Here is a 14,349-nt window from a genome sequence, read left to right on the forward strand (position 1 = left end):
CTTTGAAAGCAGATTTTTTTAAATACCAAGCACAAACTAGCCCTCACCCACTTGCTATAGAAATTTCTCATGCTAAAGATTCTTCTATTTTTGATGTTTCAGGAAAAAAATATTTAGATTTTGTAGCAGGTGTTTCTGCAAATAGCTTGGGTCACAATCCAAAAAAGGTTACTGAAGCCATAAAAAAACAATTAGATGCTTATGCGCATGTAATGGTGTATGGTGAGTTTGTGCAAAAACCTCAAGTAGATTTATGTAAACTGTTAGCATCTACTTTACCTAAAAGTTTACAATCTGTATACATTACCAATTCAGGAACAGAAGCTACAGAAGGTGCTCTAAAATTGGCCAAAAGAGTAACCAACAGAGCCGAAATTATAGCTGCTAAAAACTCTTATCATGGCAATACACAAGGTGCAATGAGTGTTTCTGGAGTCGATAAACAAAATGCTGCTTTTAGACCTTTAATTCCTGGCAATAAGTTTATTACTTTTAATTGCGAGTTTTGTTTACAACAAATTACTACTAAAACTGCTGCTGTAATTTTAGAAACCATACAAGGTGGTGCTGGTTTTATAGAACCGATTGACAACTATTTATTGAAAGTAAAAAAAAGATGTGAAGAGGTTGGTGCGTTGTTAATTTTAGATGAAATACAAAGTGGTATTGGAAGAACGGGTACATTCTGGGGATTCGAAAATTACAATGTTGTTCCAGATATTATCATCACTGGAAAAGGTTTAGGTGGTGGTATGCCTATTGGTGCATTTATAGCATCATTTGAACACATGAACTTGCTAAAAGACAACCCTAAACTAGGTCATATTTCTACATTTGCTGGACACCCTGTAATTGCTGCTGCAGGTGTTGCTACTGCAACAGAAATTTTAGAAAAAAATTTACTTTCAGAAAGTTTGCGAAAAGAAAAAATTATAAGAACACATTTACAACACAATGCCATTTTAGAAATTAGAGGACGAGGATTAATGTTGGCCGCAATTGTTGAAAGCCCAGAGCTAGCTGCAAAAATTATATTTAAATGTTTAGATAAAGGATTAATTTTATTTTTTTTGTTATTTGAAGCAAGAGCTCTTAGAATTACACCTCCTTTAACCATTTCTGATGATGAACTTTTAGAGGGTTGCAGCATTATTCTAGAAGCCATAGAAGAAGTTATTTAATTCTTATTTTTCACTTTGTTTATTGCTCTAAACCATTATTTTTGCAAAAATGGAACACATTAAACAAACTACAAAAAAATTACAAAAAGCAATCGCTAAGGCCATTCAAGAGTTTAAAATGATTGAAGAAGGTGATAAAATTATGGTGTGTTTATCTGGTGGAAAAGATAGTTACACTTTATTAGATATGTTGCTGTATTTTCAAAAAGTAGCTCCTATTTCTTTTGATTTAATAGCGGTTAATTTAGATCAAAAACAACCTGGTTTTCCCGAAGAAATATTGCCCAATTATCTTACAGATTTAAAAGTAAACTATAAAATTATAGAAAAAAATACTTACAAAATTGTAATGGACAAAACTCCAGAAGGTAAAACAACTTGCAGTCTCTGTTCTCGATTACGAAGAGGAACATTATACGAAGCTGCCAGAGATTTGGGGTGTAACAAACTCGCTTTAGGGCATCACTTAAATGATATTTTAGAAACATTTTTTCTAAACTTATTTTTTTCGGGAAAGCTAGAAACCATGCCTCCAAAATTTAAAAATGATGTTGGAGACTTAGTAATTTTAAGACCACTAGCTTTTTGCAGAGAAAGTGATATAGAAGCATTTTCAGCCTTTAAAAAACATCCAATTATACCTTGTAATTTATGTGGCTCTCAAGAAAATTTACAGCGTAAAAAAGTAAAACAAATGATATTTGAATGGGAAAACGATTTTCCGAACAGAAATGCAATTATGATGAATGCATTACAAAATGTGTTTCCTTCTCATTTATTAGATAAAAATCTATTTGATTTTGAAAATTTGAGTAAATACTAGGCACCCATACTAAAGTGTAAATCTCTAGTATTTTAATGCTTCTTATCCTTTTTTAACAATTCTGGAAATTTACTTTTAAACTTATTCAATCTAGGAATTGAAACTGCTTTTACATAACTCTGGTTTGGATTTCTCTTTTCAAAATCTTGGTGATACTCTTCTGCCTTATAAAACTTTGTATGTTGGGTAACCTCTGTAACTATTTTACCATCATAAATATCTTTATTTAGTTGAGTAATTTTGTTTTCTATAATTTCTTTCTCATTTTTAGTACTATAAAAAGCAATAGATCTATATTGTGTTCCATAATCTGGATGTTGACCATTTTTGGTTGTTGGATTGTGTGAACCAAAAAAAACAGTAACCAATGTTTTAAAACTTACTTTTTTTGGATTATAATATACAGCTACAGTTTCTGCATGCCCTGTTCTTCCAGTTCCTATAGATTGGTAAGTGGGGTTTTTAGTTCGTCCACCTGCATAACCAGAAACAGCCTCTTCTACTCCTTCTACACTTTCAAAAATTGCTTCTACACACCAAAAACATCCGCTTGCAAAATAAGCTACTTTTATATCTTGTGATGGTGTATAAACCGTTTTAATTCCATTTTCTACTTGTATAGAACCTTTTTCTTTTTTCGAAAATCCTAAACAAGAAAATAGAAATAACGAAAAAATAATTGCAAATACTGATTTTGATAATTTCATATATAAATTGGTGTATTAAAAGTTAAAAATTGCACCTCAAATATTGCATTGTATTTTCAGTGCAATTTTCGGAACTTTTAATTCGAACTTGATTATGTTTCGAATAATAAATAAGTCGCAAAATTACGAATCATTTTACAGATGTTTACAACTTTAGCATTTTGTTAAGAATTGAAGTTGTAGAAACCCGTGCAGAACCTTACTTTTGTGTAGTTAATTTGAGTAATGGAGCATTTTATAGTATCAGCACGTAAATACAGGCCACAAAATTTTGAAGATGTTGTTGGGCAACAAGCCATAACAAATACCTTATTAAACGCTATACAAAACAATCATTTAGCACAAGCCTTGTTATTTACAGGACCAAGAGGTGTTGGTAAAACATCCTGTGCCAGAATATTAGCAAAGAAAATAAATCAACAAGAGGTTAAAACTTCTGATGATGAAGATTTTGCCTTTAATATTTTTGAATTAGATGCTGCTTCAAACAATTCTGTAGATGATATTAGAAGTTTAACAGATCAGGTTCGTATTCCACCTCAAACAGGTAAGTATAAAGTTTATATTATTGATGAGGTACACATGTTATCTCAAGCCGCTTTTAATGCGTTTTTAAAAACGTTAGAAGAACCTCCTGCACATGCTATTTTTATTTTAGCAACAACAGAAAAACATAAAATTATACCTACCATTTTATCTCGTTGTCAAATTTTTGATTTTAAACGAATTGGTGTTTTAGACGCCAAAAACTATCTAAAAACCATTTGCCAAAAAGAAAATATTACTGCAGAAGATGATGCTTTGCATATAATTGCACAAAAAGCAGATGGAGCAATGCGTGACGCTTTGTCTATTTTTGATAGAGTAGTTAGTTTTTCTGGTAAAAATTTAACTAGAGAAGCTGTTACTGAAAATTTGAATGTGTTAGATTACGATACGTATTTTAATATGACAAATTTATTGCTAGAGAATAAAATTCCAGATGTATTGAATGCATTCAACATAATATTAGCAAAAGGATTTGAAGGCCATCATTTTATCAATGGATTAGCGAGTCATTTTAGAGATTTATTAGTAGCTAAAGACAAAGCTACTTTAGATTTATTAGAGGTAGGTGATGCTGCCAAAAAAAAATATTTAGAGCAAGCTACAAAAGCAAGTATTCCGTTTTTAATGCAAGCTATTCATAAAGCGAATGATTGCGATTTAAATTATAGAGCTAGTAAAAATCAACGATTACTGGTGGAATTAACTTTAATGCAGATTGCCTCTATCACTTTTGATGGAGAAAAAAAAAAGCCAGCTAATTACATAATTCCGGCTACATTTTTTCAAGCGCTTTCTCCTGCTAAAAAAACAGTTGCAAAGCCTACTCAAAAAACGGTTACACCTACAAAACCTCAAAAGGTTGAATCATCTAAACCAAAGCTAAAAACTCCTATATTACAATCTACCAGAAGAAGAACATCTTCTCTTTCTTTAAAAAGTATTTATCAAAAAAAAGAAATAAAAAAATCTGAGATTGAAGAAAATTTTGACAATCATCCTAAGGAAGCTTTTACTCAAGAAAAATTAGAAACACTTTGGAAAGAGTATGCTGTGTTACTTCAAAAAAAAGGACAAAGAAGTATGGCTTCTATAGTGGCAACAGATGTACCTAAATTAGAAGATAATTTTAAAATTTCATTTTCTGTACCCAATAAATTGATGCAAGATCAATTTCACAAAGGACGTCCAAAATTATTAGGTTTTTTAAGACAACAGCTTAATAATTACGGTATTGAAATCATTGTAAATTTGAATGAAAAAATAGAGAAAAAATTTGCATACACCAATGAAGAAAAGTTTAAAAAATTAGCAGAAAAAAACCCTTTATTAGAAAAATTACGCCAAACTTTTGAATTGGATTTGTAATAAAAATAGTTTTTTTACACTTATAGCTTACCAACTTATGAATTACTTTTTTGGCAATGCTTTTATTGCAGTTATTTGGTTTTTAATCTGTAATGAAATTGCAAAAAGTTTAGAATTGAACTTTATTATAATTGAGAGATAGTTTCATTATAGCGCTTAAAAGAATGGCTACTTATCGCCTTCATTTTACTAAAAATTTAGTTTTATCGTAGTAATATTCGAAATGACAATCTGCTGTTTTTTAGTAAAATAAACTTGTATTGCTCTAAAAAATTATATCGATCATGTTAATTACAAATCGTCAGCTACAATTTTTTCTTTATAAGCATCACTTATTTCTTTACCTAAATAAGATAAAACAAGGTTTTTCTTTTCCATTTGTTCTTTTTCTACTTCAGCAATTAAATACAAGCCCTTTTCATTTTCTATAAACAAAGGAATTGATTTTTCTTCATTTGCCAACATTTTTAAAACCGCATCGTATTCTTGTTCATTTTCAATTTTTACCTCTTTAATGGTTGGATTTTCTCTAAATGCTTCACTTAAGTTAATATAATCATCATTAGGTGTAAAAAAGGCCAAACGATCTTGTTCTGTAGCATTGATAACTTCTAAAGAAGAAGCCAATCTAAAAGAACCATGTTCTCCAAAAATTTCTGAAAATGTACTCAAAGCATATTTATTAACAGCATCATTACCTGTCATTGCAATTAAATAACCAACATCACTAAGCTCTATATTACCTCCTAAATCATCATCATAAATATTTACAGCAATTGCCTCAAAATCATCTTCTTGGGCTTGGTTTATAAAGTTTTTATTAGAATCTATTAAAACGACTCTTTTTCCTTTATCTCGTAAATACGAAGCAATTAATCTTGATGGATTAGAAGCTCCTACAATTAAAATAGCATTAGAACTCTTAAGAAATACGCCTACAAGTTTGGCAAATAATCTTGCTGTTGTTGCATTTAGTAGCACTGTTCCTAGCACAATCATAAACACTAAAGGGGTTATATACTCTGCACCTTCAACCCCTTGTTTTAATAATTTACTGCCAAATAATGATGCAATACCAGCAGCAACAATACCTCTTGGACCAACCCAACTTATAAATAGCTTTTCATTTAATTTTAATTTAGAGTTAAATGTACTCGCAAAAACAGCTAGCGGTCTTATCACAAAAACTACTATAGCAAAAAGCGTAGCAGTTTTCCATGTATAGAGCAACATTAAATCTTTCATGTTTATATTTGCAGCCAATAAAATAAATAAGATTGATATTAATAAAACGCTGAGTGATTCTTTAAAATATAATAATTCTTTTAAATTTTTTAGCTTTCCATTTCCTAAAACCATCCCCATAACAACCACTGCTAAAAGACCAGATTCGTGAGCAAATATTTCTGATTCTACAAAAACCAACAACACTGTAGATAATGATACTACATTTAATAAATAATGTGGAATTAGTTTTTTATTGATGGCGTAGGCTAATGCATGCGCAAAAGTAAAGCCAAAGGTTGTTCCAAAAAGTAGAATTTTACCAAATTCAATTAAGGCTGTTTTGGTAAAACCACCACCACCACCAACGCTAATAAACTCAAAAACCAAAACTGCTACTAAGGCCCCAATTGGATCAATTAAAATTCCTTCCCATTTTAAAACCGTAGAAATATCTCTTTTTAAAGGAATGTTTCTTAAAATTGGAGTGATTACAGTTGGACCAGTAACAATAATTAATCCAGAGAATAAAAACGATAGATCCCAACCTAAATTAAAAACATAATGCGCAACAATACCTGCGCCAAAAAAAGTAATTGCAGATCCTAAAGTGATTAATTTGGTAATTACAGGTCCTACATTTTTTATTTCACTTCTCTTTAAGGTTAAACCTCCTTCAAAAAGAATAATACTAATGGCTAAAGAAACAAAATAATACAAACCTTCTCCTGGAAACAAACCTTTTTCACCATTCCAAATAGGCTCAATCCATTTTGCTCCATCTTCACTTAAATATGTTGCTGCTATGGGTCCTACTAATAAACCTATTAAAATTAACGGCAATATGGCTGGTATTTTAAATTTCCAAGCCACCCATTGTGCCAATATTCCTAAAATTATAATTCCTGCTAACTCTAACATATTTTGTGCCTATGATGAATTAGTAAATTTAAGAATGTTTATGTATCATAAAAATAAAATCCATAATTTTTTTCTTGCTTTTAAAGTTGAATTTATTATGTTAATTATTACAAATTCAAACGTATTTTTTTAAAATTATAATAAACTTCTGACACGAATAACTTTTTTCTTAAACTTAAAAGCAAATGATTTTTGCAGATGATTTTCATCAGTTTATCAATTCAAAAGATTTTAGTAGCAATGCTATATAACTAAAAAAAAGGATTAAAATTAGTAAAATATGCATTCTAAAACGGGTTAATCCACTAAAAAAAGCGTTTTTTTAGTATTAAAAATGATATACTTTATGGCACCAAAAACAACAATCTATTGATTTTAAATGATTGAATATGTACTGTTATTGCTTATTTTTTTTTATGACAACGTTTTTATCAAAAGGTAAAATTACACCATAAAAACTCGAACTTTTTTATTTTTTAAACGCACATTATTTAATTGTTCTACCAATCTTTTTGCCTCTGTTACTGGCACAGCAACAAATGCACAATCTTGTTTTAGCTCAATAATACCCAGTTGATCTTTGTTTAAATTTCCTTTTTTAAAGAACAACCCAGCAAGATCTCCTTTAGAAATTTTGTCTTTTCTACCACCAGAAACAAACAAAGTTTCCCAAAAAACAGGTTTTAATTTTTGCTGATGGGTTATATCAGTATTTGTATATCCTTTAATAAATTCTGGCAAAATTTCCTTTTTCCATTTTAACACATAAGCAGTTCCTTTGGCATCTACTCTGGCTGTTCTTCCATTTCTATGGGTAAATTCTTCTATTCTTTGTGGCAATTCGTAATGAATAATGTATTGCAATTCTGGGATATCTATTCCTCTAGCAGCTAAATCTGTGGCCAATAAAATCTGACTTGTTCCATTTCTAAATTTAATTAAAGAACGCTCACGATCTCTTTGCTCCATACCTCCTGAAAAACAAGTATGTGTAATTTTACTCTTCGTTAAAAAATCGCTTACATTATCAATACTACTTTTTAGATTGCAAAAAATAATTCCGGGTTTGTTACCAATATATTTTAATAAGTTAACTAAAGTTTCATTTTTATTTTTTGCGTCTGATGCAACAATCTTAATATCTAATTTTTTAGATTTTTTTTCGGTTAAATAATTGATAATGCTAGGATTATTTAGGTTAACAAAATCAGGAATTTCGGCATCTTGTGTTGCTGATGTTAAAATTCGTTTGTTAATATTTGGCAATTGATTGATAATACCTCTCATTTCATATTCAAAACCAACTTCTAAAGATTTATCAAACTCATCTAAAATTAAAGTTTTAATGCTTTCTTTAGAAAAACGATCGTTGGCAAAATGATCAGAAATTCTACCAGGAGTACCAATTAAAATACTTGGTGTATGTTTTATTTCTATTTTATCTTTGGCCATAGAACGTCCTCCATAAACTGCATTCACCTTAAAACCAGTACCCATTTCTCTGATAACTTGCTCAATTTGAATGGCTAACTCTCTAGAAGGTACTAAGATTAGTACTTGAATATCTTTATTTTCAGGGTCTATCAACTTTAAAGTTGGCAACAAAAAAGCTAACGTTTTACCTGTTCCTGTAGGCGAAAGAAGTATGGTATTTGCTGTGGTATCTATTACAGAAATGGCTTCATTTTGCATTTCATTCAACTCATAAATATTCAATTTTGCTAAAATATCTTCTTGATTTTTAATACTATTTGCCATACTTGTTATTGCTGTAAAAATTAAATGAACTTAATGAATTTTAAATTCGGTTCAAAGATAGTTAGTCTTTTATCAAAAAAGGGTGTATATTTTTTTACTTTTGTGTTTTCAAATTAAAACAATGTTAGGCTTACAATTCGAAACAGAAACTTCTTGGGCAGAAATTGCAAAAGTAAATTTGCAACAAATATTAACAGACCATGCATTTTTAGAACAAAAAGCAGCGTCTAATGCAGTATCTATCATTATTAATTATTCTGAAGAAACAGAACTAGTTAAAGAAATGAGCAATATTGCTATAGAAGAAATGCAACATTTTAAAATGGTACATTTATTAATGGTAAAAAGAGGAATGGTTTTAGGGCGTGAGCAGAAAAATGATTATGCAGTTCGTTTGCAGAAATTTTTCCCAAAAACAAAAGACAGAACCAATGCTTTAATTCAACGTTTGTTAGTGGCTGCTTTAATAGAAGCTAGAAGTTGTGAGCGCTTTAAGGTTTTTTCTGAAAATATGGAAGATGAAGAATTGCAAAAGTTCTACAAAAACTTAATGATTTCTGAAGCCAATCATTATACTACTTTTTTACAATTTGCCAGAGAATATCAAGATAGAGCAATTGTTGATAAAAAATGGAATGCTTTATTAAAGTTTGAAGCAGAAATGATGAAAGAAAGAGGAAAAACGGCTAAAATTCACGGGTAACACTATATTAAATTTTGGATTATTTTACCAATTCAATTCTATCTTCTTTTAAAATGATTAATTTTTGACGGTATAAATTTCCTATAGCCTTTTTAAATGCTTTTTTGCTCATTTTTAAATGGAACTTGATTGATTCAGGAGAGCTTTTATCCGTTAATAATAAAAAGCCTTCTTTACTTTTTTGTAATTTAGTTAATACTTTATCTACATCAGTATCAATTACATTTCTAAAACCTTGTGGTCTTAAAGAAACATCAATTTTACCATCTTCACGAATATTTTTGATGTAACCTTCTACTTCCATATCAATATCTAAATCTTCAAAAACCTCATTTCTATATAATAAGCCTTCAAATTCTTCATTAATTAGTACAACATAACCCAATGCAGTTTCTTTTTCTATAACTAACTCAACCTTGTCTCCTACTTGTAAATCCATTATTGTATATATTTAAAATATGCTGCCAAAATTTTATCGTTATCTTCACTTGGTGTAAAAATTTCTAATATTTTAGGCTGTTTTGATTCTTGATAAAATCCTTGTAATTCTTTTTCAACGGTTTCTTTAGAATATGCTTTTTGATATTCAAATCCGTACATTTTGCACAAATGCTCTGCAGTTAAACAATGGGGTGTTTCAAAATATTTTTGCGCATTTGTTGTTGACGGACCTGGTATAATTTTAAAAATTCCACCACCAGAATTATTCATTAAAATGATACGAAAATTTTTTGGGATATTTGTATTCCAAAGCGCGTTAGAATCGTAAAAGAAACTCAAGTCTCCAGTAATGCAAATGGTTTGCTTGTTGTTTGCAAAAGCCGCTCCAATTGCGGTTGATGTACTGCCATCAATACCACTTGTACCTCTGTTACAATATACCTCAACACTGCTATTAATCGTAAAAAGTTGTGCATATCTAATGATAGCACTATTACTTATTTGCAACTGTACATTATCTGGTACACTTTCTAAAACCTGTTCAAAAGCTTTAAAATCGGAATGTATAATTTTTGATAAATATTCGGAATGTTTTATTCTTCTTTTATCTCGTATGGCTAACCATTTTGGTTGATAATCACTTTCTAATTTAGAAATATTTGCATTGAAATTGCTAAAAAAATTATTCGGATTGGTTTGTATAAAATCTGATAAACAAAAAAACGTATTTGTTGCTTTTCGCTCATCAATATCCCAATGATGTTTTGGGCTGTAAGTTCTTAAAAATTTTTTAATTCGTTTTGATACTATCATTCCACCAAAAGTGATGAGAATATCTGGTTGCAAGTCTAAAAAATCAGTATCATTCAAAGAAAAAATTAATTGATCTATAGAATTGATTGCTTTTTTATGATGTAAGTTTGATGTTGTTTCTGTAAAAATTAACACAGAATCGTCATCAGCATACAAGTCCATTAATTGGTGTAACTCTGCATCAGGATAATTTACCCCTACCAAAATCATTTTCTTTTTACAAGTATTCCAAATTTTTGATAAATTTTTATAATCGATATTAGAATTATCTAAAAAACTTGATGATATCTTCGGAAAGTGAAATTCTTTTAATTCATCTACAGTTTCATACAAAGGCTCATCAAAAGGAACGTTAATATGTACAGGTCCTTTTTGGGATGTTGCAATTTGTAATGCCTCGCCAATCAGTTGCGAGTTTCGAGGATTAAACTTTGGGTTTTCGATTAAGTTCGCAGAAAATAAAATATGATTTTCAAACACATTTTCTTGACGAATGGTTTGGCCATCACCAATATCAATTAAATGTTTGGGTCTATCAGCAGAAATTACAACTAACGGAATATTGCTGTAAAAAGCTTCTGAAATTGCTGGATAATAATTTAACAAGGCAGAACCAGAAGTGCACAAAACTGCCACTGGTTTTTGTTTTTGTTGTGCAATACCTAAAGCAAAAAAAGCAGCACATCGCTCATCAACAACACTTAACGTTTCTATTTCTTTATGATTAGAAAAACCTATGGTTAATGGTGCATTTCTAGAACCAGGAGAAATAACAATAGTATCAATATTAAATTGACAACAAGCTGAAATTACTAATTGTGCGAGTTCTTTTTTTGGAAAAGCCCCTTTTAATTTCCCCAAAGGAGAAAAACTTGTGCCAGAAAAATATACCTTATCTTTTTTCATTCAAAAAGACTTATTCTTTTTAAAAAGAACTCCAAACTTACTAAATTTGGAGCTCTCATAGTTTTTAGTTTTTCTATTAGCTTTCAAACAATATTAGCCCTGATTGAGCGGTCTGTTTGAGCTCTTTTTTGCTGATTCCTGAATTAAAATTCAGGATCTAGCAAAAAAAGCGAGTAGCGAAAGCAGGAAATAGCTTCAAACAAACATTTTCCACATTCAATTCCCACAACAGTTCCTTCCCTTTGGGAAGGTTAGGATGGGCTTCTAGTTTCCTTTATTATAGTCTGCTAAAAATTTTGCCAAACCACTGTCTGTTAAAGGATGTTTTAACAATCCTTCAATTGCACTTAAAGGGCCTGTCATTACATCAGATCCTAGTTTTGCACAATCTACAATGTGCATGGTATGACGTACAGAAGCTGCCAAAATTTGAGTCTGAAAATTGTAATTGTCATAAACCGTTCTAATCTCTGCAATTAAATTTAAACCGTCTGTAGAAATATCATCTAAACGCCCTAAAAATGGAGAAACATATGTAGCACCCGCTTTTGCTGCTAATAATGCTTGCCCAACAGAAAACACTAAAGTTACATTGGTTTTAATTCCTTTAGACGAAAAGTACTTACATGCCTTTATACCATCTTTTATCATTGGTAATTTTACTACAATCTGTGGATTTAAAGCTGCTAAAGCTTCACCTTCTTTAACCATTCCATCAAAGTCTGTAGAAATAACCTCAGCAGAAACATCGCCATCAACAACATCACAAATTGTTTTGTAATGGTTTATAATGTTTTCTTCGCCAGTAATTCCTTCTTTTGCCATTAAAGATGGGTTTGTAGTTACACCATCTAAAATACCTAACTCTTGTGCTTCTTTAATTTGCTCTAAATTTGCAGTATCTATGAAAAATTTCATTTTTATTTATTGATTTATTGATTTACTTACAAAGATATAAACAAAGATTATTTATCAGTAATTTAAACACATCAAGTTTTAAAATTTAGCTGTAAAAAGTTTCTAATTATCGTATTATGTTAAAAATTTAGCTTTTTTATTGATTGATGGTCTTCAAGTGAGTCATAATTTATAACTTTCCACTTTATTTTATTATGCGATTTTACAAAAACACATTATTAATTTTATTTTACCTTTTTTTGGTATCCTGTGAGAGAGAAATTCAAACAGAAGGTATAGAGGGTTCAATTATTTGTAATTTTTCTGATCTAGAAATTTCTGAAGCAGATGCAGTTGCTATAGCAGATGATACAGCACCTGTTTTATGGAAAGGAACTTATAACAACGATTTTGTTACCATTGGTTTTACCAAGGCACTAGATGACGAAGGAGTTTCAGAAACGCTAAATTTTGTTTTTGAAAAAGTAGATAATTGTTTAAAAATAAGTCGTGGTTTCGAGTTTTATAATGGAGGTACTGCAGATGTAAGTGCTTTAACAGAAGTTAATGTTTTAGAAGTTTACATTATCGATTGGGATATAGATAAAAAATTAACAGGACAAATTGTGTACAGAGATCATCATGATAAATTAATTAAAACGCTTAATTTTTGGGTAGAATTTACCGCAGATGATTATTTTATTGAAAGTACCGATTACAAGTATTTTTCTGATTGTTTTGCAGACCAATTACCTATAGATATTGATTTAGATAATGACGGCACTACAGATTATAGCCTACTTGCAGAAGAGATTGTTGATTTTAAAAACCGACCAAACTTTGTTTCTTATACGATTAAATTAGTTGCTATTGATGAAGATATTAATGAAATTTTATCTCCAAGAGGAGTTAAAATCCCATTTCCTGTGCTATTTGAACCTCCTTTTTCAACAGAAAACACTAGAAGTTATGCAGCCAATAAGTTTAACTCTTTAGATGTAAAAAATTCGCTAGATGTTTTTTATGAATTTAATGCGCCTTATGAAAGTTATAACTTTTTTCTACAAAATAATTTAACCTACAAAAAACAGTTTGAGAATACTAAAGATGATTATTATGCTGTGAATTTGATTAGAAATAATCAAAATTTTTACGGGTGGATAAAAGTTGATTTCAATGCCTTAACTTGCGAAATAAAAGTTTTAGAAACCTATTTAAATTCGAATGCAGAAGAGCACATTTATGTAGCAAATTAAAGTTTATAATGATTCATTAACAACCTTTCGTAAACTCTGTCTGGTAAAACACGTTTTAAAACAATAGAAAATTTCTGCATAAAATCGCCTACTTTATAGTGTATTTTAGGGCTCTTATTGTTGATAATTTTGTAAACAGTTTTTGCCATTTCTATAGGATCCATTCCATGATCTACATGAGCATCCATTAAATCTAAACTCGCTTGATATTTTTCTTTGTAAGCAGAATTGTCAAAAACTGGTGTGTGGTACCTACCAGCCGCAATGTTTGTTGCAAAATCTCCAGGAGCTACATTTACAACGTTAATTCCGAAGTTTTTTACCTCCATACTTGTTGCTTCTGTTACTAATTCTAAAGCACCTTTAGAGGCAGAATATGCAGCTCTAAAAGGCAAACCCATATAACCAGCAATAGAAGTTACGTTTATAATAGTACCTGAGTTTTGTTTACGCATTTGTGGTAAAACTGCTTTCATAACATCAATAGCACCAAAAAGATTGGTATTAAAAACTGCGCGCATTTCATCTATTGGAGTATCTTCTACAGGGCCTGTAATTCCCATTCCTGCATTATTTACCAAAACATCTAATTTGCCTTCTTTTTCTATAATTAAATCTACTGCACTATTTATAGTTGCTGTATTTAAAACATCTAAAGCAATTAATTGAAAAGAAAAACTATCTATGTTTTTTGGATTTCTACTTGTACCGTAAACAGTAAAGCCTTTTTCGCTTAAAAAAGTTGCAATCGATTTTCCTATTCCAGAAGAAGCTCCAGTAACTAAGACTACTTTAGACATGTTTT

12 protein-coding genes are annotated in these 14,349 nt (G+C 30.1%); 5 read left to right on the forward strand and 7 right to left on the reverse strand.

Annotated elements, in window-relative coordinates:
* Positions 1–2: 2 nt before the first annotated feature.
* Positions 3–1,181, forward strand: coding sequence for an aspartate aminotransferase family protein (locus tag ACW9UN_RS06865; RefSeq protein WP_459485153.1), 1,179 nt, complete (start codon positions 3–5; stop codon positions 1,179–1,181).
* A gap of 49 nt (positions 1,182–1,230) precedes the next feature.
* On the forward strand, positions 1,231–2,004 hold the full coding sequence (ttcA, locus tag ACW9UN_RS06870) for a tRNA 2-thiocytidine(32) synthetase TtcA (protein ID WP_459485155.1): 774 nt from the start codon (positions 1,231–1,233) through the stop codon (positions 2,002–2,004).
* A gap of 32 nt (positions 2,005–2,036) precedes the next feature.
* On the opposite strand, the gene msrA is transcribed toward ttcA, so the two are convergent.
* Positions 2,037–2,711 carry a peptide-methionine (S)-S-oxide reductase MsrA gene (msrA, locus tag ACW9UN_RS06875; RefSeq protein ID WP_459485157.1) on the reverse strand — a complete coding sequence of 225 codons (675 nt, stop codon included), beginning with the start codon at positions 2,709–2,711 and terminating at the stop codon, positions 2,037–2,039.
* A 225-nt stretch (positions 2,712–2,936) separates the two neighbouring features.
* On the opposite strand from msrA, the gene dnaX reads away from it, so the two are divergent.
* Entirely contained in the window at positions 2,937–4,625 is a 1,689-nt protein-coding gene (gene dnaX, locus ACW9UN_RS06880) for a DNA polymerase III subunit gamma/tau (protein ID WP_459485159.1), read from the forward strand.
* A gap of 291 nt (positions 4,626–4,916) precedes the next feature.
* Here dnaX and ACW9UN_RS06885 read toward each other — a convergent pair whose 3' ends face one another.
* Positions 4,917–6,770 (reverse strand): cation:proton antiporter, encoded by a 1,854-nt coding sequence (locus tag ACW9UN_RS06885; RefSeq protein ID WP_459485161.1) that lies wholly within the window; start codon positions 6,768–6,770, stop codon positions 4,917–4,919.
* A 444-nt stretch (positions 6,771–7,214) separates the two neighbouring features.
* Positions 7,215–8,528 carry a DEAD/DEAH box helicase gene (locus ACW9UN_RS06890; RefSeq protein WP_459485162.1) on the reverse strand — a complete coding sequence of 438 codons (1,314 nt, stop codon included), beginning with the start codon at positions 8,526–8,528 and terminating at the stop codon, positions 7,215–7,217.
* 121 nt (positions 8,529–8,649) lie between these two features.
* Here ACW9UN_RS06890 and ACW9UN_RS06895 point away from each other — a divergent pair, with 121 nt between their 5' ends.
* A complete protein-coding gene (locus ACW9UN_RS06895) occupies positions 8,650–9,231 on the forward strand; it encodes a MiaE family protein (RefSeq protein ID WP_459485164.1) in 582 nt (193 codons plus the stop codon).
* A gap of 19 nt (positions 9,232–9,250) precedes the next feature.
* Here the strand turns inward: ACW9UN_RS06895 and ACW9UN_RS06900 are convergent, their stop codons facing one another.
* The 3 genes from ACW9UN_RS06900 to fsa form a co-directional block, all read right to left on the reverse strand.
* The gene (locus tag ACW9UN_RS06900; RefSeq protein WP_459485167.1) at positions 9,251–9,670 is read right to left on the reverse strand and encodes a S1 RNA-binding domain-containing protein; all 420 of its coding nucleotides are present in this window, start codon (positions 9,668–9,670) and stop codon (positions 9,251–9,253) included.
* A complete protein-coding gene (gene menD / locus ACW9UN_RS06905; protein ID WP_459485169.1) occupies positions 9,670–11,391 on the reverse strand; it encodes a 2-succinyl-5-enolpyruvyl-6-hydroxy-3-cyclohexene-1-carboxylic-acid synthase in 1,722 nt (573 codons plus the stop codon). Before menD ends, ACW9UN_RS06900 begins: the two co-directional genes overlap by 1 nt.
* A gap of 264 nt (positions 11,392–11,655) precedes the next feature.
* Positions 11,656–12,309, reverse strand: coding sequence for a fructose-6-phosphate aldolase (fsa, locus tag ACW9UN_RS06910; RefSeq protein WP_459485171.1), 654 nt, complete (start codon positions 12,307–12,309; stop codon positions 11,656–11,658).
* 194 nt (positions 12,310–12,503) lie between these two features.
* On the opposite strand from fsa, the gene ACW9UN_RS06915 reads away from it, so the two are divergent.
* Complete coding sequence (locus ACW9UN_RS06915; protein ID WP_459485173.1) at positions 12,504–13,544, forward strand: hypothetical protein; 1,041 nt, start codon at positions 12,504–12,506, stop codon at positions 13,542–13,544.
* Here ACW9UN_RS06915 and ACW9UN_RS06920 read toward each other — a convergent pair.
* The gene (locus tag ACW9UN_RS06920; RefSeq protein WP_459485176.1) at positions 13,541–14,344 is read right to left on the reverse strand and encodes an SDR family oxidoreductase; all 804 of its coding nucleotides are present in this window, start codon (positions 14,342–14,344) and stop codon (positions 13,541–13,543) included. The genes ACW9UN_RS06915 and ACW9UN_RS06920 overlap by 4 nt on opposite strands.
* Between the last annotated feature and the right edge of the window lie 5 nt (positions 14,345–14,349).

Source organism: Polaribacter litoreus (assembly GCF_054584775.1).

Coding starts and splice junctions, on each gene's coding strand:
- ttcA (WP_459485155.1), top strand. CDS start 1,231: ATGGAACACATTAAACAAACTACAAAAAAATTACAAAAAGCAATCGCT.
- msrA (WP_459485157.1), bottom strand. CDS start 2,711: ATGAAATTATCAAAATCAGTATTTGCAATTATTTTTTCGTTATTTCTA.
- dnaX (WP_459485159.1), top strand. CDS start 2,937: ATGGAGCATTTTATAGTATCAGCACGTAAATACAGGCCACAAAATTTT.
- ACW9UN_RS06885 (WP_459485161.1), bottom strand. CDS start 6,770: ATGTTAGAGTTAGCAGGAATTATAATTTTAGGAATATTGGCACAATGG.
- ACW9UN_RS06890 (WP_459485162.1), bottom strand. CDS start 8,528: ATGGCAAATAGTATTAAAAATCAAGAAGATATTTTAGCAAAATTGAAT.
- ACW9UN_RS06895 (WP_459485164.1), top strand. CDS start 8,650: ATGTTAGGCTTACAATTCGAAACAGAAACTTCTTGGGCAGAAATTGCA.
- ACW9UN_RS06900 (WP_459485167.1), bottom strand. CDS start 9,670: ATGGATTTACAAGTAGGAGACAAGGTTGAGTTAGTTATAGAAAAAGAA.
- menD (WP_459485169.1), bottom strand. CDS start 11,391: ATGAAAAAAGATAAGGTATATTTTTCTGGCACAAGTTTTTCTCCTTTG.
- fsa (WP_459485171.1), bottom strand. CDS start 12,309: ATGAAATTTTTCATAGATACTGCAAATTTAGAGCAAATTAAAGAAGCA.
- ACW9UN_RS06915 (WP_459485173.1), top strand. CDS start 12,504: ATGCGATTTTACAAAAACACATTATTAATTTTATTTTACCTTTTTTTG.
- ACW9UN_RS06920 (WP_459485176.1), bottom strand. CDS start 14,344: ATGTCTAAAGTAGTCTTAGTTACTGGAGCTTCTTCTGGAATAGGAAAA.